The sequence below is a fragment of the Oceanisphaera sediminis genome (genome assembly GCF_039539745.1).
Classification (GTDB): Bacteria; Pseudomonadota; Gammaproteobacteria; order Enterobacterales; family Aeromonadaceae; genus Oceanimonas; species Oceanimonas sediminis.
This window is the reverse complement of sequence record NZ_BAABDS010000028.1, coordinates 1-25,418: the sequence shown is the minus strand read 5'-3', so window position 1 is coordinate 25,418 and position 25,418 is coordinate 1. Positions and strand designations below refer to the sequence as shown.

General features: G+C 54.5%; 20 protein-coding genes. 17 read left to right on the top strand and 3 right to left on the bottom strand.

Features of this window, described 5'->3' with window-relative positions:
- The first annotated feature begins 84 nt into the window (after positions 1 to 84).
- A complete protein-coding gene (gene fbp / locus ABD827_RS09820) occupies positions 85 to 1,104 on the top strand; it encodes a class 1 fructose-bisphosphatase (protein ID WP_344964540.1) in 1,020 nt (339 codons plus the stop codon).
- Between the two features lie 213 nt (positions 1,105 to 1,317).
- On the opposite strand, the gene ABD827_RS09815 is transcribed toward fbp, so the two are convergent.
- Positions 1,318 to 2,604 carry a citrate synthase gene (locus tag ABD827_RS09815; RefSeq protein WP_344964538.1) on the bottom strand — a complete coding sequence of 429 codons (1,287 nt, stop codon included), beginning with the start codon at positions 2,602 to 2,604 and terminating at the stop codon, positions 1,318 to 1,320.
- 406 nt (positions 2,605 to 3,010) lie between these two features.
- On the opposite strand from ABD827_RS09815, the gene sdhC reads away from it, so the two are divergent.
- The 8 genes from sdhC to sucD all read left to right on the top strand — a co-directional run bounded on the left by sdhC (position 3,011) and on the right by sucD (position 12,550).
- Positions 3,011 to 3,400, top strand: coding sequence for a succinate dehydrogenase cytochrome b556 subunit (gene sdhC / locus ABD827_RS09810; protein WP_344964536.1), 390 nt, complete (start codon positions 3,011 to 3,013; stop codon positions 3,398 to 3,400).
- Positions 3,394 to 3,738, top strand: a complete 345-nt coding sequence (sdhD, locus tag ABD827_RS09805) for a succinate dehydrogenase, hydrophobic membrane anchor protein (protein ID WP_298720508.1) — start codon at positions 3,394 to 3,396, stop codon at positions 3,736 to 3,738. Before sdhC ends, sdhD begins: the two co-directional genes overlap by 7 nt.
- A 1-nt stretch (position 3,739) precedes the next feature.
- Positions 3,740 to 5,506, top strand: coding sequence for a succinate dehydrogenase flavoprotein subunit (gene sdhA / locus ABD827_RS09800; RefSeq protein ID WP_298720511.1), 1,767 nt, complete (start codon positions 3,740 to 3,742; stop codon positions 5,504 to 5,506).
- 15 nt (positions 5,507 to 5,521) lie between these two features.
- Entirely contained in the window at positions 5,522 to 6,238 is a 717-nt protein-coding gene (locus ABD827_RS09795; RefSeq protein WP_344964534.1) for a succinate dehydrogenase iron-sulfur subunit, read from the top strand.
- Positions 6,239 to 6,333: 95 nt separating this feature from the next.
- A complete protein-coding gene (gene sucA / locus ABD827_RS09790) occupies positions 6,334 to 9,147 on the top strand; it encodes a 2-oxoglutarate dehydrogenase E1 component (RefSeq protein ID WP_344964532.1) in 2,814 nt (937 codons plus the stop codon).
- 18 nt (positions 9,148 to 9,165) lie between these two features.
- Complete coding sequence (gene odhB, locus ABD827_RS09785) at positions 9,166 to 10,395, top strand: 2-oxoglutarate dehydrogenase complex dihydrolipoyllysine-residue succinyltransferase (protein WP_298720522.1); 1,230 nt, start codon at positions 9,166 to 9,168, stop codon at positions 10,393 to 10,395.
- A gap of 111 nt (positions 10,396 to 10,506) precedes the next feature.
- A complete protein-coding gene (gene sucC, locus ABD827_RS09780; protein WP_298720525.1) occupies positions 10,507 to 11,673 on the top strand; it encodes an ADP-forming succinate--CoA ligase subunit beta in 1,167 nt (388 codons plus the stop codon).
- 4 nt (positions 11,674 to 11,677) lie between these two features.
- Entirely contained in the window at positions 11,678 to 12,550 is an 873-nt protein-coding gene (gene sucD, locus ABD827_RS09775; protein ID WP_298720527.1) for a succinate--CoA ligase subunit alpha, read from the top strand.
- A gap of 97 nt (positions 12,551 to 12,647) precedes the next feature.
- On the opposite strand, the gene ABD827_RS09770 is transcribed toward sucD, so the two are convergent.
- Positions 12,648 to 13,142 (bottom strand): aminoacyl-tRNA deacylase, encoded by a 495-nt coding sequence (locus ABD827_RS09770; protein WP_344964528.1) that lies wholly within the window; start codon positions 13,140 to 13,142, stop codon positions 12,648 to 12,650.
- A gap of 203 nt (positions 13,143 to 13,345) precedes the next feature.
- On the opposite strand from ABD827_RS09770, the gene ABD827_RS09765 reads away from it, so the two are divergent.
- Positions 13,346 to 15,010, top strand: coding sequence for a methyl-accepting chemotaxis protein (locus ABD827_RS09765; RefSeq protein ID WP_344964526.1), 1,665 nt, complete (start codon positions 13,346 to 13,348; stop codon positions 15,008 to 15,010).
- 62 nt (positions 15,011 to 15,072) lie between these two features.
- Here the strand turns inward: ABD827_RS09765 and xseA are convergent, their stop codons facing one another.
- On the bottom strand, positions 15,073 to 16,416 hold the full coding sequence (gene xseA, locus ABD827_RS09760; protein ID WP_344964524.1) for an exodeoxyribonuclease VII large subunit: 1,344 nt from the start codon (positions 16,414 to 16,416) through the stop codon (positions 15,073 to 15,075).
- Between the two features lie 168 nt (positions 16,417 to 16,584).
- Between xseA and guaB the strand changes: the two genes are divergently transcribed.
- The 7 genes from guaB to repC all read left to right on the top strand — a co-directional run bounded on the left by guaB (position 16,585) and on the right by repC (position 25,388).
- The gene (gene guaB, locus ABD827_RS09755; RefSeq protein ID WP_344964522.1) at positions 16,585 to 18,048 is read left to right on the top strand and encodes an IMP dehydrogenase; all 1,464 of its coding nucleotides are present in this window, start codon (positions 16,585 to 16,587) and stop codon (positions 18,046 to 18,048) included.
- A gap of 92 nt (positions 18,049 to 18,140) precedes the next feature.
- Entirely contained in the window at positions 18,141 to 19,718 is a 1,578-nt protein-coding gene (gene guaA, locus ABD827_RS09750; protein WP_344964520.1) for a glutamine-hydrolyzing GMP synthase, read from the top strand.
- A 307-nt stretch (positions 19,719 to 20,025) separates the two neighbouring features.
- Positions 20,026 to 21,213, top strand: a complete 1,188-nt coding sequence (locus tag ABD827_RS09745; RefSeq protein ID WP_344964518.1) for a tyrosine-type recombinase/integrase — start codon at positions 20,026 to 20,028, stop codon at positions 21,211 to 21,213.
- Positions 21,214 to 21,311: 98 nt separating this feature from the next.
- Complete coding sequence (locus tag ABD827_RS09740) at positions 21,312 to 23,501, top strand: KAP family P-loop NTPase fold protein (RefSeq protein WP_344964515.1); 2,190 nt, start codon at positions 21,312 to 21,314, stop codon at positions 23,499 to 23,501.
- 472 nt (positions 23,502 to 23,973) lie between these two features.
- Positions 23,974 to 24,219: a helix-turn-helix transcriptional regulator gene (locus ABD827_RS09735; RefSeq protein WP_344964514.1), complete on the top strand. Its 246-nt coding sequence runs from the start codon at positions 23,974 to 23,976 to the stop codon at positions 24,217 to 24,219.
- On the top strand, positions 24,209 to 25,063 hold the full coding sequence (locus ABD827_RS09730; protein ID WP_344964513.1) for a helicase RepA family protein: 855 nt from the start codon (positions 24,209 to 24,211) through the stop codon (positions 25,061 to 25,063). Before ABD827_RS09735 ends, ABD827_RS09730 begins: the two co-directional genes overlap by 11 nt.
- The gene (gene repC / locus ABD827_RS09725) at positions 25,053 to 25,388 is read left to right on the top strand and encodes a replication protein C, IncQ-type (RefSeq protein ID WP_425567984.1); all 336 of its coding nucleotides are present in this window, start codon (positions 25,053 to 25,055) and stop codon (positions 25,386 to 25,388) included. Before ABD827_RS09730 ends, repC begins: the two co-directional genes overlap by 11 nt.
- The last annotated feature ends 30 nt before the right edge of the window (positions 25,389 to 25,418 follow it).

Sequence of the window (25,418 nt, the reverse complement as noted above, 5' to 3'; positions counted from 1 at the left end):
AATTATGCAATAAAAGCGTTAACGGGGTACATTGCCCCGCAGTTATGGCGGCTAAGCGTCTCAAGAAAACGTTCGAGGAACTATATGATTACCCTGGGTGAATACATCATTAAGAATCAAGCTGAATACCCCAGCGCCAGCGGCGAGCTGTCGTCGCTGTTGTCGTCTATCCGTCGCGCCGCCAAGGTGGTGAACCGGGAGATCAACCGGGCCGGCCTGGTCACCGACATCATCGGTGGCAGCAACGGCAGTGAAAACGTGCAGGGTGAAACACAGCAGAAACTGGATGTGTTCGCCAATGATATATTTAAAGCGGCATTAGAGGCGCGTGGCGAAGTGTGCGGCATCGCGTCCGAAGAAGAAGACCATTATGTGGCCTTCGATGACAAGCGCCAGAGCAATGCCAAATACGTGGTGTTGATGGATCCGCTGGACGGCTCTTCCAACATCGATGTCAATGTGTCCATCGGCACCATTTTCTCCATTTACCGTCGCGTCAGCGCATCCGGTGAGCCGGTAAACATGGAAGACTTTCTGCAGCCGGGCGTGAATCAGGTCGCCGCCGGCTACGTGGTGTACGGCTCTTCCACCATGCTGGTCTACACCACCGGTAATGGCGTGCACGGCTTTACCTACGACCCGACCCTGGGCTCCTTCTGCCTGTCGCACGAAAATATTCGCATTCCCGAGCAGGGCACCATCTATTCCATCAACGAAGGCAACTACATCAAGTTTCCGGAAGGGGTGAAGAAGTACCTGAAGTTCTGTCAGGAAAAGGACGCAGACACCAAACGCCCCTATAGCTCGCGCTATATCGGCTCCCTGGTATCGGATTTCCATCGGAATATGCTCAAGGGCGGCATCTATATCTATCCGTCCGGCACCAGCAACCCCAACGGCAAGCTGCGGTTGCTGTATGAGTGTAACCCGCTGGCATTCATGGCCGAGCAGGCCGGTGGCAAGGCCACCGATGGTTTCCGTCGCATCATGGAAATCAAGCCGACCGAGCTGCATCAGCGTACCCCCTATTTTGTGGGCTCGAGCAAGATGGTCGACAAGGCCGGTGAACTGATGGCGCAATATTCCAGCCCCGAAGCGGAATAAGCGAACACAAAGCACCAGGCCGTCAGCGATAAGCTGTCAGTAAAATAGCAAACACCGAGCTTTAAATAGGCTCGGTGTTTTTTTTGTGCGGTATACAGCGCAGGCGCTGTATTTTCTCTTCACGCTTCACTCCTCACGATTCTTCACATAAACAAAAAAGGCCGGCATGTGATGCCGGCCTTTTGCTCGATTAGCGGTAACGCTTAACGACGGTTATTTCTCGACCTGAGTCTTGAACTCACGCTCGGCTGCGCCGGTGTACAGCTGACGCGGACGGCCGATTTTCTGCTTGCTGTCAGACATCATCTCGTTCCAGTGCGACATCCAGCCCACGGTACGTGCCAGGGCGAAGATCACGGTGAACATGGAGGTCGGAATACCGATGGCCTTCAGAATGATACCGGAGTAGAAATCGACGTTCGGGTACAGCTTGCGTTCGACGAAGTAGGGGTCGGACAGCGCGATACGTTCCAGCTCCATGGCCACGTCCAGCAGCGGATCTTCGATTTTGAGATCGTCCAGTACTTCGTGGCAGGTTTCGCGCATGACCTTGGCGCGCGGATCGAAGTTCTTGTACACCCGGTGGCCGAAGCCCATCAGACGGAAGGGGTCATCCTTGTCTTTGGCGCGTTCGATAAACTCGGGAATGCGATCCACGGAGCCGATTTCTTCCAGCATCATCAGACAGGCTTCGTTGGCACCGCCGTGAGCCGGTCCCCACAGCGAGGCAATGCCGGCCGCAATACAGGCGAAGGGGTTGGCACCACTGGAGCCGGACAGACGCACGGTCGAGGTAGAGGCATTCTGCTCGTGATCCGCATGCAGGGTAAAGATACGGTCCATGGCGCGCTCGACGATGGGGTTGACCTTGTAATCTTCACAGGGCACCGCAAACATCATCTGCAGGAAGTTGGCCGAATAACTCAGGTTGTTGCGCGGATACACAAACGGCTGACCGATGGAGTACTTGTACGCCATGGCAGAGATGGTCGGCATCTTGGCAATCAGGCGGTGGGCGGCAATTTCCCGGTGTTCCTGGTTGTTGATGTCCATCGGGTCGTGGTAGAACGCCGACAGACCGGCGATAACACCACAGACAATGGCCATGGGGTGCGCATCGCGGCGGTAGCCCTTGAAGAAGGACGACAACTGCTCGTGTACCATGGTGTGACGCATGATCAGGTGCTGAAACTGGTCAAACTGCTTGGCGGTCGGGGCTTCCCCGTACAGCAGCAGGTAGCAGACTTCGAGGTAGCTGGCGTTTTGTGCCAACTGATCGATGGGGTAACCGCGGTGCAGCAGTATGCCCTTGTCACCGTCGATATAGGTGATTTCGGACTGGCAGGATGCCGTCGCCATAAAACCGGGATCGTAGGTAAAGTATCCATGTGAGCCCAGCGAGCTGATATCGATCACATCGTAACCGGCTGTGCCCGAGGCGATTGGAAGCTCAATGGGTTCCTTGCCTGGCAAGTGTAGAGTGGCCTTTTGGTCAGCCATAGCACGTCTCCTTCGCGTTCTTATAATAGGTCCACGGATAGGCATTTTTACATAGATCAAAAAAATATCTAACTACTATTGCCTTCCATGGTGCGGGCATATTGAAAACAGAACCGGGGGGCAATGTCAATTTTACTCGTGTGGCTGACCACGGGTTGACGTCGTTGTGGGATCAACTTTACATATTTGATCATTGGCTCAGACCCTTCGTTGTAATTATTTTTCTCCTCCATATACTGGATTGCGAGGGTATATGGTGCAGTTTTGGATATTTTGCAAGTGCAATCGCTGGTGTTCTGAACGCCTTCGGGCATCCGGATTTCAGTATGCACTTTCTCTCAAGTTTCCATTTCATATATCCGGGCTTTATCTGTTAAAACAATAACTAACGTGCTCAATGGAGCTAGTGGGCAAGACCGTGACTAAAAAACAGAGACCTGTAAACCTCGACCTACGGACTATTCGCCAACCTGTCGCTGCAATCGCATCAATCCTGCACCGGGTTTCCGGTGTCATCACGCTGTTCGCACTCGCCATCCTGCTGTGGCTGCTGAGTTACTCGCTTTCTTCCGAAGCCGGGTTCCAGGCAGTTGTGGATATTCTCGACGGTTTCTTCGTCGGCTTTATCCTCTGGGGTGTTCTGACTGCGCTGGCCTACCACATAGTGGGCGGCATTCGCCACCTCATTATGGACCTGGGCTACTGTGAAGAGCTGGAGTCGGGTGCGCTGAGTGCCAAGGTGGCGTTCGGTGTGACTATCGTGTTGTCATTGCTGGCGGGGGTAATGGTATGGTAACCAATTCTGCAACCTTTGGTCGCAGCGGCGTACATGATTTCATGTTGATGCGCGCCTCGGCCGTTGTTCTGACCTTATACACCCTTTACCTGGTGGGTTTTATCGCCTTCAACGACATCAGCTTTGATGTCTGGGCGGGCTTCTTCGACAAGACCTTTACCAAGGTGTTTACGCTACTGGCGCTGTTCAGCATGTTGATACATGGCTGGATCGGTGCCTGGCAGGTGCTGTCCGACTATGTCAAACCGGCCTTGTGGCGCGGTGTGGCCCAGTTTGGAGTAGTGGTGTTACTGCTGGTTTATGTATTGACCGGTATCGTCGTACTGTGGGGTGTATAAGGTGACTATTACAATTCGCGAATTCGACGCCGTGGTAATCGGCGCCGGCGGTGCAGGCATGCGTGCCGCACTACAAATAGCCGAATCCGGCAAGAGCTGTGCGCTGTTGTCCAAGGTATTTCCGACCCGTTCTCATACCGTATCCGCTCAGGGTGGCATCACGGTAGCGCTGGGCAATGCCCACGACGACAACTGGGAATGGCACATGTACGATACCGTCAAGGGCTCCGATTATATCGGTGACCAGGATGCGATCGAGTTTATGTGTCAGACCGGTCCCGAGGCCATCCTCGAACTGGAAAAAATGGGTCTGCCCTTTTCTCGTTTCGACAACGGCAAGGTGTATCAGCGCCCCTTCGGTGGCCAGTCCAAGGCCTTCGGTGGCGAGCAGGCGGCGCGTACCGCCGCGGCGTCCGACCGTACCGGTCATGCCCTGCTGCATACCCTCTATCAGCAAAACGTCAAGCACAAGACGACCGTCTTTTCCGAATGGTATGCGCTGGATCTGGTGAAAAACCAGGACGGCGACGTGGTCGGCTGTACCGCTATCGATATCGAAAGCGGTGAGCTGGTGTACTTCAAGGCCAAGGCCACCATTCTGGCCACCGGCGGCGCCGGTCGTATCTTCCAGTCCACCACCAATGCCCATATCAACACCGGTGACGGCGTGGGCATGGCCCTGCGTGCCGGTGTGCCGGTGCAGGACATGGAAATGTGGCAGTTCCACCCCACCGGCATCGCCGGCGCGGGCACCCTGGTGACCGAAGGTTGCCGTGGTGAAGGCGGTTACCTGCTGAACAAGGACGGCGAACGTTTCATGGAGCGTTATGCGCCCAACGCCAAGGATCTGGCCGGTCGTGACGTGGTTGCCCGCTCCATGATGATCGAGATCCGTGAAGGCCGCGGTTGCGATGGTCCCTGGGGTCCGCACCTGAAGCTGAAGCTGGATCACCTGGGCAAGGACGTACTCGAATCCCGTCTGCCCGGCATCTGCGAGCTGTCTCGTACCTTCGCCCACGTGGATCCGGTCAAAGAGCCGATTCCGGTTATTCCGACCTGTCACTACATGATGGGTGGTGTTCCGACCAATGTGAATGGCCAGGCGATGACCCTCGATGCCGATGGCAAGGACGTGCCGGTGAAAGGCCTGTTTGCGGTCGGCGAAATTGCCTGCGTATCGGTACACGGCGCCAATCGTCTGGGCGGCAACTCGTTGCTGGATCTGGTGGTATTCGGTCGTGCCGTGGGACGTCACCTGACCGAAGCCCTGAACGAGCTGACCGACATCAAAGACGCGACCGAGGCCGACATCGACGCGGCAATGGCCCGTTACAACCGTTGGGAAAACAATCGCGACGGTGAAGACCCGGTACAGATCAAGAAAGATCTGCAACAGTGCATGCAGCACAACTTCTCGGTATTCCGCGAAGGTGACGCCATGGCGTCCGGCCTGGCCGAGCTGAAAAAGATTCGTGAGCGACTGAAGAACGCCCGTCTGGATGACACCAGCAGCGACTTCAATACCCAGCGTATCGAATGTCTGGAGCTGGACAACCTGATGGAAACCGCTTATGCCACCGCGGTGGCCGCGAACTTCCGCACCGAAAGCCGTGGTGCTCACTCTCGTTTCGATTATCCGGAGCGTGATGACGAAAACTGGTTGTGCCATTCCCTGTACAGCCCTGAAACCGAGTCCATGAGCAGACGGTCCGTGAATATGTCACCGAATCATCGTGATGCATTCCCGCCGAAAGCGCGGACCTACTAAGGGGAGGGGATAAAGATGCAAGTTACTATTTCAGTTTATCGTTATAACCCGGAAACCGATGCCAAGCCGTTCATGAAAGACTATCGGCTGGACGTGGCCGAAGGCTCCGACATGATGGTGCTGGATGCGCTGCTGGCACTGAAAGAGCAGGATCCGAGTTTATCCTTCCGTCGCTCCTGCCGTGAAGGGGTCTGTGGCTCCGATGGCATGAACATGAACGGCAAGAACGGCCTGGCCTGTATTACGCCGCTGTCCGACTTGCTGGGCAAGGACAACAAGGTGGTGATCCGACCTCTGCCCGGCTTGCCGGTGGTGCGTGACCTGGTGATCGACATGAGCCAGTTCTACACCCAGTGGGAAAAGGTCAAACCGTTCCTGATTGCCGATGAAAAACTGCCACCGGCGCGTGAGCACATGCAATCACCGGAAGAGCGGGCCAAGCTGGACGGACTGTACGAGTGCATTCTGTGCGCCTGTTGTTCTACCGCCTGTCCGTCCTTCTGGTGGAACCCGGACAAGTTTATCGGTCCGGCCGGTTTGCTGGCCGCCTACCGCTGGTTGTCGGACAGCCGCGATACCGCCGCCGACGAACGCCTGGCCAGCATGGAAGACGCCTTCAGCGTATTCCGCTGTCATGGCATCATGAACTGCGTGAATGTATGTCCCAAGGGCCTGAACCCCACCAAGGCCATTGGTCACATCAAATCCATGCTGTTGAATCGGGCAGTTTAATCGTCCCCGCTAGATAATCCGCCGCCCGCAAGGGCGGCTTTGACTCGACGATCAGAACGACAGTAGCCCTGTCGAGACATTACAAAGGGATAAAGATGCACAATGGCGTAATGCAAGCCTGGCTGGATTCTTCTTACCTGGCCGGTGCCAATGCGACCTATGTAGAAGACCTTTATGAGGCTTATCTTGCCGATCCTGAGTCCGTTCCCGAGCAGTGGCAGACCGTATTCAACGGCCTGCCGGTGCCTGAAGAAAACGTACAGGATCAACCTCATTCTCAAGTAAGAGATTACTTCCGCCGCCTTGCCAAAGACACCTCCCGCTATGCCACACCGGTCAGTGATCCCCACACTGACGCCAAGCAGGTCAAGGTGCTGCAGCTGATTAACGCCTATCGTTTTCGTGGCCATCAGAATGCCAACCTGGATCCGCTCGGGCTTTGGGATCGCAAGGTGGTGGCCGAGCTGGACCCGGCCTTTCACAACCTGACCGGCGCCGATCTGGACGCCACCTTCAACGTGGGTTCCTACGCCATCGGCCAGGAAACCATGAAGCTGAAGGATCTGGTTTCCGCATTGAAAAAAACCTACTGCGGCCCGGTCGGTGCCGAGTATATGCACATCACCAGTACCAGAGAGAAGCGCTGGATCCAGAGCCGTTTAGAACCGATGGTAGGTGATCCCGGATTCAGTCAGGACGACAAGCTGCGCTTTCTGGACAGCCTGAACGCCGCCGAAGGCCTGGAAAAATATCTGGGTGCCAAGTTCCCCGGCGCCAAGCGTTTCTCCCTCGAAGGGGGTGATGCCATGGTTCCGATGACCAAGGAGCTGATCCGTCGCTTCGGTGAGAAAGGTGGTCGGGAAGTGGTGATCGGCATGGCCCACCGTGGCCGTCTGAACATGCTGGTCAACGTGCTGGGCAAGCGCCCACAAGACCTGTTTGATGCCTTTGCCGGCAAGTACGAAGTACAAAGCTCGGGTGACGTGAAGTACCACATGGGCTTCAGCTCCGACTTCGAGACCCCGGGCGGTAACGTACACCTGGCGCTGGCGTTCAACCCCTCGCATCTGGAAATCGTCAACCCGGTGGTTATCGGTTCGGTGCGCGCGCGCATGGACCGCCTGTCCAACCCGGATGGCCGCAAGGTACTGCCGATTACCATTCACGGCGATTCGGCCTTTGCCGGTCAGGGTGTGGTAGCGGAAACCTTCAACATGTCGCTGACCCGGGGCTACGGCGTGGGCGGCACCGTGCGTATCGTCATCAACAACCAGGTTGGTTTTACCACCTCCAACCCGCGCGATACCCGCTCTACCGAATACTGTACCGACATCGCCAAGATGGTGCAGGCGCCGATTTTCCACGTCAATGCGGATGATCCGGAAGCCGTGGTGCAGGTGACTCAGCTGGCATTGGATTATCGTAACGAGTTTGGTCGCGATGTGGTGATCGATCTGGTGTGCTACCGCCGTCACGGTCACAACGAGGCCGACGAGCCGAGTGCGACCCAGCCGCTGATGTACCAGAAGATCAAGAAACACCCGACGCCGCGCAAGATTTATGCCGATCAATTGATTGCCAAGGGCACCATCTCGGCGGAAGACACCACCGTGATGATCAACGAATATCGTGATGCATTGGACAGCGGCGAGTGTGTGGTCAAGGAATGGCGACCGATGGAAAAACACTCCGTCGACTGGTCTCCCTACCTGGGTCACGAGTGGGATATGGAGTACGACTCCAATTACCCGCTCGATGCGCTGAAAGAGCTGGCCGATCGGGTTACCGACTACCCCGAGAGCCATACGCTGCAGCGTCAGGTTGGCAAAATCTATGCCGATCGCAAGTTGATGGCCAAGGGCGAAAAGCTGGCCGATTGGGGCTTTGCCGAAGTACTGGCCTACGCCACCCTGTGTGACAACGGTTATGAAGTGCGTCTGACCGGTCAGGATTCCGGCCGCGGTACCTTCTTTCACCGTCATGCCGTGTTGCACAACCAGAACGATGCCAGCACCTATACCCCGCTGTGCCATCTGTCCGACAGTCAGGGCCAGTTTCAGGTGTACGATTCGGTGCTGAGTGAAGAAGCGGTGATGGCGTTTGAATACGGTTATGCCACCGCCGAGCCCGAGGGGCTGAACGTATGGGAAGCCCAGTTTGGTGACTTCGCCAACGGCGCCCAGGTGGTGATCGATCAGTTCCTGAGTTCCGGTGAGCAGAAGTGGGGCCGGATGTGCGGTCTTACCCTGTTGTTGCCCCATGGCTACGAAGGGCAGGGTCCGGAGCACTCCAGTGCGCGTTTGGAGCGTTATCTGCAACTGTGCGCCGAGCACAACATGCAGGTCTGTGTACCGACCACGCCGGCGCAGGTGTTCCACATGCTGCGTCGTCAGGTATTGCGCCCCATGCGTCGTCCGCTGGTGGTGATGACACCCAAGTCGTTGTTGCGTCATCCGCTGGCGGTTTCCGAGCTGGAAACCCTCGCCACCGGCTCTTTCCAGAACGCTATCGGCGAAATTGATGATCTGGATCCCAAAGGCGTCAAGCGTGTTGTTCTTTGTTCGGGCAAGGTGTATTACGATTTGCTTGAAACACGGCGCAAGCATGAACAAACGGATGTGGCCATTATTCGGATCGAGCAATTGTATCCGTTCCCTCAGGAAGAGGTTGCCGCGATTTTTGCCGACTACCAGCACGTAACCGATTTCGTCTGGTGTCAGGAAGAGCCGCAAAACCAGGGCGCCTGGTATTGCAGCCAGCATCACTTCCGGGCCGCGATTCCGGCGGGCGCGAATCTGCGATATGCAGGTCGCGAAGCCTCGGCATCGCCGGCAGTGGGCTACACCTCTGTTCACTTACAACAACAAAAAGCGCTGGTCGAAGACGCACTGACGCAGACCGAAGCATAACGCACAAAGGACATATTGATGACCATCGAAATCAAGGTTCCCGACTTACCCGAGTCCGTCGCCGATGCCACTATCGCCACCTGGCACAAACAGCCGGGTGACCGGGTTGAACGCGACGAAGTAATCGTCGACATCGAAACCGACAAGGTGGTACTGGAAGTACCGGCGCCCGAAGCCGGTATTCTGGAAGCCATTATCGAAGACGCCGGTGCCACCGTGCTGGGCCAGCAGTTGATTGGCCAGCTCAAGCAGGGCGCCGTGGCCGGCGAAGCGACCAAGGAAAAGGCCGCTTCTTCTGCCAATGGTGAAGCCAAAGAAGACGCCAAGACCGACAGCAAAGCCGACGCCAAGTCCGACGATGACAGCCTGAGCCCGGCGGTTCGCCGCCTGGTGGCCGAACACGGCATCGACGTGGCCAAGCTGTCCGGCTCCGGCAAGGGTGGTCGCATCACCAAGGAAGATGTGGAAGCCTTCATCAAGGGCGGCAACAAGCCGGCGGCCGCACCTGCTGCAGCCAAGGCAGAGACCCCGGTCGTGCCGCTGGGCGAGCGTACCGAAAAGCGGGTGCCGATGACCCGTCTGCGCAAGCGCGTTGCCGAGCGTCTGCTCGAAGCCAAGAACACCACCGCCATGCTGACCACCTTCAACGAAGTCAACATGGGTCCGATCATGAGCCTGCGCAAGCAGTATCAGGAAGTGTTCGAGAAACGTCATGGCATTCGTCTGGGCTTCATGTCCTTCTATGTGAAAGCCGTGGTCGAGTCGCTCAAGCGCTTCCCGGAAGTGAACGCCTCCATCGACGGTGATGATATCGTCTATCACAACTACTTCGACGTCAGCATCGCCGTTTCTACCCCGCGTGGCCTGGTCACGCCGGTACTGCGCGACTGTGATCGTCTGAGCCTGGCCGATATCGAAAAGAGCATCAAGGAACTGGCCATCAAGGGTCGTGACGGCAAGCTGACCGTGGACGACATGACCGGCGGTAACTTCACCATTACCAACGGTGGTGTGTTCGGATCCTTGATGTCTACGCCGATCATCAACCCGCCGCAGAGCGCCATTCTGGGTATGCACAAAATCCAGGATCGCCCCATGGCCGTGAACGGCAAGGTAGAAATACAGCCGATGATGTACCTGGCGCTGTCTTACGATCACCGTCTCATCGACGGTCGCGAGTCGGTCAGCTTCCTGGTTTCCATCAAGGAACTGCTGGAAGATCCGACCCGCCTGCTGCTGGACGTATAAACCAATAACAAGAGGTTGGGCTGCGGCCCGGCCTTTTTTTATACCCTGCGACAACATAAAAACGGAAATTAAAAAATACTCTGAATCCCTACACAACAACGGAAACACAACATGAATTTGCATGAATATCAGGCAAAAAAATTGTTTGCTGAATACGGTTTGCCCGTGTCGGAAGGCTATGCATGTGACAATCCACAGGAAGCAGTGGAAGCTGCCAGCAAGATCGGCGGTAGTATGTGGGTGGTTAAATGTCAGGTTCACGCCGGAGGCCGCGGTAAGGCCGGTGGCGTCAAGCTGGCTAAAACCAAAGACGAGATAAGAGAATTCGCCGAACACTGGCTGGGCAAGAACCTGGTAACCTATCAGACCGATGCCAATGGTCAGCCGGTTGCCAAGATTCTGGTTGAGTCCTGCACCGACATCGACAAAGAGTTGTATCTGGGTGCGGTTGTCGACCGGGGTACCCGCCGTGTTGTCTTTATGGCATCTACCGAAGGTGGTGTGGAAATCGAGAAGGTGGCCGAAGAGACCCCCGAACTGATCCACAAAGCCGCCATCGATCCCCTGGTGGGCCCGCAGGCTTATCAAGGCCGTGAACTGGCATTCAAACTGGGGCTGAAAGGCGACCAGATCAAACAGTTCACCAAAATTTTCCTTGGTCTGGGACAAATGTTCCTGGACTACGATTTTGCCCTGCTGGAAATCAACCCGCTGGTGATCACCACCGAGGGTAACCTGCATTGCCTGGACGGCAAGATCAACATCGACTCCAACGCCATGTACCGTCAGCCCAAGCTGCGCGATATGCACGATCCCTCACAGGACGATGCCCGCGAAGCCTATGCGGCCAAGTGGGAGCTGAACTACGTGGCACTCGACGGTAACATCGGCTGCATGGTCAATGGTGCCGGTCTGGCCATGGGTACCATGGACATCGTTAACCTGCACGGCGGTTCACCCGCCAACTTCCTGGACGTAGGCGGTGGCGCCACCAAGGAGCGGGTAACCGAAGCATTCAAGATTATTCTCTCCGACAGCAATGTGAAAGCGGTGCTGGTCAATATCTTCGGTGGCATCGTTCGTTGTGACATGATTGCCGAAGGCATTATCGGTGCGGTGAAGGAAGTGGGCGTTAAAGTCCCGGTGGTGGTGCGTCTGGAAGGCAACAATGCCGAAGCCGGTACCGCGAAACTGGCCGAGTCCGGTCTCAACATCATCGCCGCCACCAGCCTGACCGACGCAGCCGTTCAGGTCGTTAACGCCGCACAGGGGAAATAACAGCATGAGCATTCTGATCAACAAAGACACCAAGGTCATTTGTCAGGGTTTCACCGGTGGCCAGGGTACCTTTCATTCCGAACAGGCCATCGAATACGGCACTCAAATGGTGGGTGGCGTATCTCCCGGCAAGGGGGGCACTACCCATCTGGGCCTGCCGGTGTTCAATACGGTGCGTGAAGCGGTTGAAGTGACCGGTGCCACCGCCACCGTGATTTATGTGCCGGCCGCGTTCTGTAAAGACGCGATTCTGGAAGCGATTGACGCGGGCATCGAGCTTATCGTGACCATCACCGAAGGCATTCCGACCCTGGACATGCTGGACGTGAAAGTGAAGCTGGAACAAACCGGCGTGCGCATGATAGGCCCCAACTGCCCCGGCGTGATCACCCCGGACGAGTGCAAAATCGGCATCATGCCCGGCCATATCCACAAGAAAGGCAAGGTGGGCATCGTGTCCCGCTCCGGTACCCTGACCTACGAAGCGGTCAAGCAAACCACCGACGAAGGCTTTGGCCAGTCCAGCTGTATCGGTATTGGTGGCGACCCGATCCCGGGCTCCAACTTCATCGATATTCTGGCGTTGTTCGAGAAGGATCCGGAAACCGAGGCCATCGTGATGATCGGTGAAATCGGCGGCACCGCCGAAGAAGAAGCGGCTGCCTATATCAAGGAGCACGTCACCAAGCCGGTGGTCTCTTACATCGCCGGCGTGACCGCCCCTCCGGGCAAGCGCATGGGCCATGCGGGCGCCATCATCTCCGGTGGCAAGGGCACCGCAGACGAGAAGTTTGCCGCCCTGCAGGACGCCGGTGTCAAAACCGTGCGTTCACTGGCCGACATCGGCAAGGCACTGCGTGAAGTGACCGGCTGGTAAAGCCGTAAGCGATAAGCTTTAAGCTGGAAGAAAGAGAAAAGGAGCCGAAAGGCTCCTTTTTTTATTTTTTGTTACCCCTCAGCCCTCACGTTTCGAGTCACATCCGTTCAACCCGGCTCCAGGGATCGGGTTTGATGCTGAACTGGCCGTGTTGCCAATGGCTGGCCAGGCGGCGGAAGTCGTCGCCTTTCATGTGGATCAGATCCCGGTGATCGCCGCTTTCCATATAGACATCGGCCATATGGAGCACTTCATCATCCACCAGCGTGTCCAGCGAATAGGCTTCACCCAGCGCAGGAATGGCGCCCGGATCGCAGTCATCGAACCACTTCCCGAGGGTGTGCTCCGGTGTCAGCTGTACTTCATGGTGAATCAGGTAATTCAGGCGCTGCAGGTCGACCTTGTCGGCGGCAGGCAGTACCGCCATGATCGACTTACCGTCATCCTGCTCCAGAATCACCGCCTTGGCCATCTGGGCCAGCGGAACATGGCTGGCGATGGCGCTTTGAGTCGCACCTTCGGCATAGACGTGGCGCACCTTTTCATAGGGAATATGGTGTTGATCCAGATACTGTTTCAGTCTTGTTGACATACCCATAGCTACCTCCCGAAGGCAAGGCCATGTCGGCCGCCTTCTCTAGCTGCCTCTTCAGTATAGTTCGCCCGTTAAAACCTGATTCTGAAATACCTCATATGAAGCCTTGATTCAGATCAAGTATCGCGATGATAGATATTTTTTAAGCATCCAATTCTCGTAGAATGATTTTCTATAGAGTCAAATGAGATGCTAACGGAATGCGTAACCTTTCTTTAAACTGGAAGATATTTCTGCCGCTGCTGGTGATATTCGCCCTGGTATTTGCCTTGTGTTTTACCGTGTCCACCAAGCTGCAGCGAACGCTGGCTCTGCATCTGGCTGAAGAAAAAATAGAAACCACCGCCAACCTGTATATGGATCAGCTTAATGTGTTGATGGTGAACGGCGTGATTCATCAGCGCCAGCTGGTACAGACCAAGGTGCTGGAAGAGGTGGGCATCGAGCAGGCCAGGGTGATTCGTGCGCCGGCGGTGACCAGGCTGTTTGGCCCCGGCGCGCCGGATCAGGGCATCGAGGACGAGCTGGATCGTCGGGCCATCGAGCAGGGCGAGACGGTGCTCGATTTGCATCTGGACGATGAAATTCCAAGCCTGACGCTGGTCAAGCCTTACAAGGCCTACCAGGAGTATCGCGGCACTTCCTGTCTGCAGTGTCATCAGGTAGACGAAGGCACCGTGATGGGCGCGGTGCGCATCAGTTACGATCTGAGCGATACCTTCGCCCAAATCCACGACAACAACCTGCGGCTGGGCGGCGCCTTGCTGCTGGTATTCGCGCTGGCCTGCCTGTTGTTGTGGCTGATCCAGAATCATTATCTGAAGCGTCCCATCCTCAATATCAGCAGCCGCCTGCAACAGCTGGCGAAAGATCGCGATTTGACCACGCGCCTGGTGCCGCTGGGCAAAGACGAACTGGGTGGGCTGGTCGGTGCCATCAACGGGCTGCTGGCCAGCTTTCAGGGCAGCCTGAAGGAAGTGCAGCAGGTCACCGGGCGGATTTACCGGGAGGCGGATCAGATCCAGCTGGGGGCGCAGCAGACCGATGCCTCGGTGAAGGCGCAGGATGGTGAAACCGCGCTGATTGCCACCGCCGTGAATGAAATGGAGGCCTCGGCCCGGGAAGTGCGGGAAAATGCCCGTCTTACCGCCGAAACCTCGGAGCAGAGTCATGTCTTTGCACTGAGTGCCAGCGATCAGGCCCAGGTGGCGGTGGCCGGTATTCAGGACTTGAGCGGCGAGATTGAACGCATCGATCAGGTCATTCGTACCCTGGACGGCCGTTGTGATCAGGTTGGCAAGGTGCTGGACATGATCAAGGGCATTGCCGAGCAGACCAACTTGCTGGCATTGAATGCGGCCATTGAGGCGGCACGGGCCGGTGAGGCCGGGCGCGGCTTTGCGGTGGTAGCGGACGAGGTACGGACCCTGTCGTTGCGTACGCAACATTCGGCAGAAGAAATCACCGGCATGATTCGGTTGCTGCAAAGTGAGGCGAAAGACGCGGTGCAGGCCATCGAAAAGGCCGAAGGGCAAGCGGTGAGCAGTGTCGCCAGCACCCAGGCGGCCATGGACTCGTTGCAGGCCATTATCGAGCAGGTCGCCCGTATCAACGAGCTGAATTCACTGGTCTCGACCTCGGCCGACGAGCAGAGTGCGGTCTGTGCCGAGGTGAGTTATAACATTACCCGGGTAAGGGACTCGTCGGGCGAGACACTGCAGCAGTCTCATTTCGCCGCCACCGCCAGTTTGCAGCTGGTGGCCGAGTGCAAGGTACTGGAGCAGATGATTGCCCACTATCGCTTGCAGGAGGAGGCGATAGCGGATGAGGCACTGCCGGACGGGGCGCTGCTACCGAGCAAATAAACAAAAAAAGGGCGCTCAGGCGCCCTTTTTCGTGGAGTACGTATCGTAGGCGTTACTTTGCTTCAAGCTTCGCGGCTTTCCACCACCTGACTCACTACCTCACCGTTGGCCAGTCGAGTGCGAATGGTGTCTCCTGGCTGAAGTTGGCCGGCATCGGTGATCACCCGCGCGTCTTGCTGGGTGATGCTGTAACCGCGAGCGAGCGTGGCCAGCGGGCTGATGGCGTTGAGTCGTGAGCCTGCCAGAGCCAGCCGGTGGCTGCTATGCTCGAGGCGGGTTTTCATCAGGCTGTGCAGGCGCAGCTGCAGGCCGCTGAGCAGTGCCTGACGGCTCTGTAGCCGTTGGGCCGGATGCTGGTGTTGCCAACGCAGCAGTACATTGCTCAGGCGCTGTTGTGTTTGTTCCAGCCGCCGGCTCATGGCCCGTTGCAGGCGCAGTTGCAACTGATCCAGCCGCTGAGCCTGTTGTTGCAGCCGTTGATGAGGATGCTGGCGACCCAGGCGTGCCTCCAGTCGTTCCAGCTGGCGCTTGCCCTGCAGCAGGTAGCGCTGTTGGGCCTGCTGCAGCTGTTGCTGCCACTGCTGGTACTGTTGCAGCTGGGCGCCGGCGTCCCGGCTGATCAGCTCGGCGGCAGCGGACGGGGTAGGGGCACGCAGATCGGCCACCAGATCGCTCAGGGTGATATCCACCTCGTGACCCACGGCGCTGACCACCGGCAAGGCAGATGCGGCGATGGCGCGAATCAGCCGCTCGTCGTTAAAACACCACAAGTCTTCCAGCGAGCCGCCCCCCCGGGCCAGAATCAACAGCTCGGTTTCGGCACGGCGGTTGGCGGTGGCCAAAGCCGAGACCAGTTGCATGGCGGCGGGCTCGCCCTGTACCTGACTGGGGTAAAGAACCACCTGCAAATGGGGGGCCCGGCGGGCCAGTACGGTCAGAATATCGTGTAATGCCGCCCCGGTAGGCGAACTGATAATACCGATGCGGGTCGGATGCTCGGGCAGCGGGCGCTTGCGTGCACTGTCGAACAGCCCTTCATCGCCCAGGCTGCGTTTGAGTGCCTCGAATTGCTGTTTGAGCAAACCTTCACCGGCGGGGGCCATGGTTTGCGCCACCAGCTGGTAATCGCCTCGCGGCTCATAAAGCGTGACTTTGCCGAAGATAAGTACCTGATCGCCGTTTTTGGGCTTGAATCCGACGCTGCGATTGTTGCCGCGAAACATGGCGCAGCGCAGCTGGGACTGATTGTCTTTTAGCGAAAAATACCAGTGACCCGAACCCGGAGTGGCGAGGTTGGATATTTCGCCGCTCAGGGCCACCGCGCCCATTTCGCCTTCCAGCAGCAGGCGTGCATGGCGATTCAGGCGGGTGACTGTGTAAATTTCTGATGATTTATCCTGATGCAAAATGGCCCCTGATAAGTGTCTTTATATTAAAGTAAGCGGCTTTAACGGCTATTTTGCGCTTAATTTGCCAAAATCACAAAAATCGCTTTACCCAAGGGAGACACATGCCTAAAATTCATCGGCAATATTTTTACCGATTTAACCCCCCAACTGATGGTGAATATTGCGATGCTTAGGATTGCCCAAGACGCCCTGACCTTTGATGATGTACTGCTGGTCCCAGCTCACTCCACCGTATTGCCCAACACCGCGGATCTTCGTACCCGCCTGACAAAAGACATTCACCTCAACATTCCCATTGTTTCTGCCGCCATGGATACCGTGACCGAAGCCGACCTCGCTATTGCGCTCGCTCAGGAAGGGGGAATTGGCTTTATTCACAAAAACATGTCGATTGAAGCCCAGGCTGCTCAGGTACGCAAGGTCAAGAAATTCGAAAGCGGCGTGGTGTCCGACCCGGTCACCGTTCGTCCCGACATGACCATTGCCGAGGTACGTGAACAGACCCTGCTGAATGGGTTTGCCGGTTACCCGGTAGTGACTGCCGAAGGTGAGCTGGTCGGCATTATCACCGGCCGCGATGTGCGCTTTGTGCAGGACATGAGCAAGCTGGTTAACGAGGTGATGACCGATAAGTCGCGCCTGGTGACCGTCAATGCCGGCGCGTCCCGCGACCAGGTTGAAGCCCTGATGCAGCAGCACCGCATCGAAAAAGTGCTGGTGGTCGGTGCCAAAGGCCAGCTGACCGGCATGATCAGCGCCAAAGACTTCCAGAAAGCCGAAAGCAAGCCCAACGCCTGTAAAGACGAACGTGGCCGCCTGCGCGTGGGTGCCGCCGTAGGAGCCGCTCCGGGCAACGAAGAGCGTATTCAGGCGCTGGTTGATGCGGGTCTCGACGTACTGCTGATTGACTCATCTCACGGTCATTCCGAAGGCGTACTACAGCGTATTCGCGAAACCCGTGCTGCTTTCCCGGAACTGCCGATCATCGGCGGCAACGTGGCTACTGCCGCCGGCGCCCTGGCTCTGGCCGAAGCCGGCGTGAGCGCGGTCAAGGTGGGCATCGGTCCCGGCTCCATCTGTACTACTCGCATCGTGACCGGTTGCGGTGTACCGCAAATCAGCGCCGTGGCCAATGCGGTTGAAGCATTGAAGGCGTTGGATATTCCGGTTATTGCCGATGGGGGCATTCGTTTCTCGGGCGACATCGCCAAGGCACTGGCCGCCGGTGCCAACTGCGTGATGATGGGCTCCATGTTTGCCGGTACCGAAGAGTCGCCAGGCGAAATCGAACTGTTCCAGGGCCGCTCGTTCAAGTCTTATCGCGGCATGGGTTCCCTGGGCGCCATGAGCAAGGGCTCAAGCGACCGTTACTTCCAGAGTGACAACGCCGCCGACAAGATGGTGCCGGAAGGCATCGAAGGTCGGGTGCCCTACAAGGGCATGCTCAAGGCGATTATCCATCAGCAGATGGGCGGCCTGCGCAGTGCCATGGGTCTGACCGGCAGTGCTACCATTGATGACCTGCGCACCAAGGCAGAATTTGTTAAGATATCCGGCGCGGGCATCCAGGAATCACACGTACACGATGTGACCATTACCAAGGAAGCGCCCAACTACCGGTTGGGTTGATCCCGACACGCAGTAAACGGGGGGCTGGTTCCCCCGTTTTTCTATTGCCGTCTGGCCCCCCACAGGCGGTCTTTGTAACGAGTAGGAAGACGATGACCAAAAATATTCATGATAACCGGATCCTGATCCTGGATTTCGGCTCTCAGTACACTCAGCTGATTGCCCGCCGGGTTCGGGAGCTGGGCGTATATTGCGAGCTGTGGGCCTGGGATGTGACCGAAGCCCAGATCCGCGAGTTCAATCCGAATGGCATTATCTTGTCTGGGGGACCCGAGTCGGTCACCGAAGCCGGTAGCCCACGGGCACCGGAATACGTGTTTAACGCCGGCGTACCGGTGTTCGGCATTTGCTACGGCATGCAGACCATGGCTCAGCAGCTGGGTGGCTCCGTTGCTGGCTCTACCGAGCGCGAATTCGGTTACGCTCAGGTTCAGCGGGTTGCCGACTGTGCCCTGTTCGCCAACATCGAAGACGCTATCGACACCGATGGCCACTCCTTGCTGGACGTGTGGATGAGTCACGGCGACAAGGTCGTGGCATTGCCCGAAGGCTTCCACAAGGTGGCCCAGACCGGCAGTTGCCCCTTTGCCGCCATGGCCGACGAAACCCGTCATTTCTACGGCGTGCAGTTCCACCCGGAAGTAACCCATACCCGTCAGGGCGCGCGCATGCTGGAGCACTTCATACGCACCATCTGCGGCTGTGATGCACTGTGGACCCCGGCGACCATCATCGACGATGCGGTTGCCCGTATCCGCGAGCAGGTAGGCACCGACAAGGTACTGCTGGGCCTGTCTGGCGGTGTTGATTCTTCCGTGACCGCCATGCTGCTGCACCAGGCCATTGGTTCACAACTGACCTGCGTATTTGTGGATAACGGCCTGCTGCGTTTGAACGAAGCCGAGCAGGTCATGGAGATGTTTGGCGATCACTTCGGGCTGAACATTGTTCATGTGAATGCCGAGCACCGCTTCCTGGAAGCGATGGCCGGCGAAAACGATCCGGAAGCCAAGCGCAAGATCATCGGTCGCGTGTTCATCGAAGTGTTCGATGAAGAAGCGAGCAAGATCAAGGACGTGAAATGGCTGGCTCAGGGCACCATCTATCCGGACGTGATTGAGTCTGCCGGCTCCGCTACCGGCAAGGCCCATGTGATCAAGTCGCACCACAACGTGGGCGGCCTGCCGGACGACATGGAAATGAAGCTGGTTGAACCGCTGAAAGAGCTGTTCAAGGATGAAGTGCGTCGGGTTGGCCTGGAACTGGGTCTGCCTTACGACATGCTTTATCGTCATCCGTTCCCGGGGCCGGGCCTGGGCGTACGGGTGCTGGGCGAAGTGAAGAAGGAATATTGCGACCTGCTGCGCCGGGCCGATGCCATCTTCATCGAAGAACTGCACAATCACGACCTGTACAACAAGGTCAGCCAGGCATTTACCGTGTTCCTGCCGGTACGTTCGGTCGGTGTCATGGGCGATGCCCGCAAGTACGACTGGGTTGTCTCGCTGCGTGCGGTAGAAACCATCGACTTCATGACCGCTCATTGGGCACACCTGCCTTATGACTTCCTGGGTCATGTGTCCAACCGTATCATCAACGAAATCGACGGCATTTCCCGCGTGGTTTACGATATCTCCGGCAAGCCGCCGGCGACCATCGAGTGGGAATAATCACTCGTTAGGTAACAGCTGGCACTAACCGGCATGAAATGACACTTAAGCCCATGTTTACATGGGCTTTTTTGTTTTTGGTCCCTGCACTGTCTGGCAACATTTGGCAGCGGGAAGCACGGCTTGAGTGTGGTATTTAACTTGGTATTATCGGCAGGTGATGCCATAAGTGAGAGCCAATACCATGCTGCCTTACCTTATGACTACATGGTATCATTTTTTCATAAAGCACTGTTTTTAAAGAAATAAAAAGCCAATTTATAAGGCTTTTTCAGCATGGTATCAAAATCGACTAAGGACCAGACTCATGCTGACCGATACCAAGCTGCGCAATCTCAAGCCCAGAGAGAAGCTTTACAAGGTGAATGACCGGGATGGGCTTTATGTGGCTGTTACTGCGGCTGGCACCGTCTCGTTTCGCTATAACTACTCCATTCATGGCCGCCAGGAGACCATCACCTTTGGCCGTTATGGTATCGGTGGTATCACCCTGGCGGAAGCTCGTGAACAATTACACGAAGCCAAGAAAATGGTGGCCGATGGTAAATCACCGGCCAAAGAGAAAGCGCGGAACAAGGCTCGGGTGAAAGACGCTGAAACCTTCGGTGCCTGGGCGGATAAATGGCTACGAGGCTACCAGATGGCGGACTCTACTCGGGACATGCGCCGTTCGGTCTATGCCCGGGAGCTGGAAAAGAAATTCGGCAATCAGAAGCTTACCGAAATCACCCACGAAGATCTGCGAGCGCTGACCGACGTCATAGTAGAGCGGGGTGCTCCTGCCACCGCCGTTCATACCCGTGACATTGTGCTCCAGGTATACCGCTGGGCCATTGAGAGAGGGCAGAAGGTCGAGAATCCGGCTGATTCAGTAAGGCCATCAAGCATCGCCAGGTTTGAACCTAGAGATCGCACCCTGTCACCGGAAGAAATCAAACTCATGTATCAATACATGGGCCGTATTGGCACATCGCCATCCATTCGAGCGGCGGTAAAACTGCTGCTGCTGACCATGGTTCGTAAAAGCGAGCTGACCAACGCCACCTGGAGTGAAATTAACTTCAGTGAAGCGCTGTGGACCATACCCAAAGAGCGGATGAAACGGCGGAACCCTCATTTGGTGTTTTTATCTCGCCAGGCCCTGGACATATTTATTGCCTTAAAGACCTTCTCCGGTGGCTCAGACTACATATTGCCATCCCGCTACGACTCCGACTTGCCCATGAGCAGCGCCACCCTGAACCGGGTGATGGACCTGACCTATAAGCTGGCCCAAAAAGAAGGACAGCCCCTGGCCAAATTCGGCCCCCATGATCTACGCCGCACTGCCAGCACCCTGCTGCACGAAGCCGGCTACAACACCGATTGGATCGAGAAATGCCTGGCCCACGAGCAGAAGGGGGTGAGAGCCGTGTATAACAAAGCTGAGTACCGCGAGCAGCGGACGGCCATGCTGCAGGACTGGGCGGATATGATTGATGAGTGGACTAAATAAGAATAGAAAACTTTGATGGGCAGCACATCATGACACACTATCGCTAAGTGTTATCAACAATTTTTCTGAGTTGAACAAATTTTGGATGGGGAAGTTTAATGACTACAACACTGGATTCAGACCGCGCACTTGAAGATATAGGAAAAGATCAATTCGGCTTTGTTGGTATGGCCAAACGTCTTGCACCATCAATCGTTGATGCATCGAAGGGCGATGGCATGGTGATTGGGCTCGAGGGACGCTGGGGCTCAGGTAAAACTTCACTCTTAAATTTTCTCCGTGCAGAGCTTAAATTCGCAGAGAAACAAGGAATACATACAATTACAATTGCACCATGGCTCAATGGGGACGCTTCACCATTAGTCTCCTCCTTGTTTGAACCTATGACAGAAATATTGAAAGCAGTAACAGGTAGCGTACAAGAAACTGCAATGAGAGATAAGATAGTAGAAGTCGGCAAACTGTTTCGTGATTATGGACCAAAGACAGCACGTAGCATTGCTTCCGTTGCAAATATTGCTGGGTACTTTATTCCAGGAGCTCAGCTTGCCAGTGATGTGCTGAAAGCAAGTGCAGAGGCAACTGATGGAGTGTTGGCTTGCGGTCGAACCCCATCTGAGATAAAACAAAAATTAGTGAGCAAGCTCCAAGAGTTGGATGTTGGATTTGTTGTCATTCTTGATGATCTTGATCGCCTTGAGCCAGAGCAAGCCGTAGAGGTTATTCGTCTGGTTCGCTCAGTCGCCGATTTTCCAAGAGTGGTTTACCTTATGTGCTATGATCGTGACGTTTTGGCTCAGGCACTACAGGCAGGTCTTAAAGTCAAAGATGGTGACTTGTTTCTTCAGAAAATTGTGCAGCTCACTTTTAATATTCCTCTTCCAGAGCCATTTGATCTTCGCGCTCACTTCTTAGAAGAAGCTAAATCTCTCTATACAGATGTGATAGGTAAGGAGCCAGATAGCACACTACTCGGAGATTTAAAATCAGCTGTCGATCGGGAAGGAGTAGATTTATCTACACCCCGTGAAGTTAAACTGGCTCTTAATAGTATTCGTTTTGTGTTTCCACAGGTTAAAAATGATGTGTACTTCCCAGACCTTTGTCGCTTGCATCTTATTAAGACTACAAATTATAAATTATATAAGTGGCTTGAGGTTTATCTTTCCGTTCGCTCTGTGTTAGTGACAGGAGATGCTACTGTTTCAATAGATGAAATGACTGAAATGGGTAAGGAACTAAAAAGCCTTTTACCTTCTGAAGATTCAGGTTCTGTCCGATCAATTTGGAGTTTGAGTCGTTTTATTCCTGGTTTGCTTGATAATGAAAAAGCAAATGAGCGTGTTTTTAATGAGGTTAATTCCAGGAAGGTATCGGAGGAAGTTAGCCTGAAACGGCTTGGAAGTCCATTGCACTATCGATATTACTTTGCGTTGACAGGTCCGAAGACAGTTATACCTGACGAAGATTTTTATAATTTATTGGAGTTGGCTCGCTGTAATATCGATAAGTTAACGTCTCTTCTTTCTGAAAAGGTTGTACAGCGCCGTCATTCCGGTAGAACATTTTTTGAGCATGTGTTAGACAGGTTAGATGATGAGTGCATATCAAGTCTGGATGAAAATCAGCTTACTGGCATACTCAAATCGCTATCGGATATGATGGATGTTGCAATGAAAGAAGATGGTGAGTGCCGCGCATTCTCTTTCCCGATTGACAGAACTGCTAACGCCGTTGCGAAAAGCTGTCTTAAGCGACTGCGCGAATTGAATCCCGAGTGTCAAGCGATAACTGTCAGACGCATGGCAAGCGAGGGAAAGGCCATCAATTGGTTGGTTGGAAAGTTCTTCAGAAGTCAACTTTTTCGCCATGGAAGAGTTGGAGATAAAGCCGATAAGCCAGAGCAGTGGGAAATTTCTGATGAAGTTCTGGATGCTGCTATTGATATTCTTAAAGAGCGCATCGGGCAGCAATATACAAAAGATTTGATACCATCTTTGCCCGAAATTTCAGCCTACCTGTATGGTTGGTTAAACATAACGGAAGACGAACAAGCTATAGTTTGGGTTCGAGAATACTGCAAATCCGATGAAGGATTCCTTAACATCCTGAATCATCTCAGAGGATGGTTGGTGAGTGACAAGGTATATTACCCTCTTTCTAAAGATGTTGTTTCTAAATTTCTTGATTGGGACAAAGTAACTGCACGCTTGGTAAGCATGCAAAATGGCGAGTTCTCTAATCAAGTAGCGGAGCTTCAATTGGCAATTGAGCAATCACGACACTAGGAAGAGTGGCAAGCTGATACGCCTATTACAGGGATTGGCAGCAGACTTAGAATATGTGGCTATTATATCGAACACTACGGTGTCCGCGTAGTATAGAAGAGCGGCTTCATTTTAGCCGCTAAAATTATGTCAGCATTTTTTGAGTAAGCTACTGCCGGTAAAGCATGTAGCTTGGCGTGCCGAACCTTGCTTTGTTGTGCCAGGTAGTAAGATTTCTGCTTATTTTTACTATGTTAATTTTTATTTTTTTTGAGAAATTTTAGCGGCTAAAAATAATGTAGTGTTTTATTTTTAAATGCTCGGTTTTGTTTTTTTGTTGGGAATGTTTAGCTTAACTTTTCATGCCTTTTTCTTTTTTGTTTTCGATATATCGAAATTAATTTTAAAGGTGAAAAATTAATTTAGTTTTTTATTTAAAAAATTATTTTTGTTGTTAGTATTAAAGTCTCTTCTGGTCTTGGGAGGCAATTACATGCAAACAATGGCACATAAAACACTTATAAACAGGAAAGTACTCCTGGAAATGATTCCGCTTTCAGCTCGGACAATTTACAACATGGAGCAGCGCGGTGAATTTCCACGCCGTATTGCGCTAACCAGCAGGAATGTTGCCTGGGACCTGGAAGAGGTTGAGAAGTGGATTGAAGAACGGAAGTCATCTGGCATTCAGGCTATGCGGCCCGGTTATTTTATGGGAGGCCGACGCTATGGCTATTGATCTCATGTCCGCCTTTACTGAAACTCCGCCGCCTATTGATTATGTCTTGCCTAACATGATTGCCGGTACTGTGGGTGCTCTGATTGCACCAGGCGGAGCAGGAAAGTCGATACTGGCTCTACAGCTTGCAACACAGATTGCGGGAGGCCCTGATTTACTGGGGTTAGGAGGATTTACTACTGGGCCAGTTATCTACCTTCCTGCAGAAGATCCAAAAATTATACTCACTCATCGGCTACATGCGCTCGGTAAAAGTTTATCTCTAAGGCAGATGCAAGTTATTTCAGCAAACTTGTTAATTGAACCTCTAATCGGTCGCTATCCTAACATTATGGAAAATGATTGGTTTGACGGGCTGAAAAAAGCGGCAGAAGGACGTCGCCTGATGATTCTGGACACGTTACGCCGATTTCATGTTGAAGATGAAAATGCCAGTGGACCTATGACGCAAGTAATTGGTCGTATGGAGGCCATTGCGGTCGAAACTGGCTGCTCCATTTTGTTCTTGCACCATACCAATAAAAATGCTCTGACGAATGGCGATGTCGATCTACAGTACGCGAGCCGCGGCTCTTCAGTCCTTGTTGACAATATTCGTTGGCAATCATTTCTATCTTGTATGACACAGGATGAGATAAAGGGATGCGGCATAGATAAAAACCAAGGTTCTTATTTTGTACGGTTTGGCATGAGTAAAGAGAATTATGGTCCACCTATAACAGACCGCTGGCTGCAACGGCATGAGGGTGGTGTGCTGAAACATGTCGAATTGAAGTCGCGATGTACCACTAGTGGTAAGAGCAGACTTAAAAGGTTGAAGAACGAGATTCGCAATGAGCTTTGAACTTACTCATGTTCGGCATGATCCTGCGCATTGCTTAGCACCAGGGTTGTTCCGAAGTCTACAACGTGGGGAGCGTAAACGACTCAAACTTGATGTTACCTATACCCATGGTTTCGATTCAATTCGGTTCTGGGGGCCGGAGCCTCTGGGTGTTGACGATCTTCGGGTTCTGCAGGGTCTTGTAGCTATGGCCGCAATTTCTGGTGATGGAGGACGTGGAATTGTGCTGGGAAACGAAACCGAGTCAGAAATTGGGCAGCAATTGCGCCTCTTGCTAGACCTGAATGTAGTGGCACACTTAAAGTGGCCACCTGTTCAGAGGTGATATCATCACCTCATCAGATATACAGGTGAC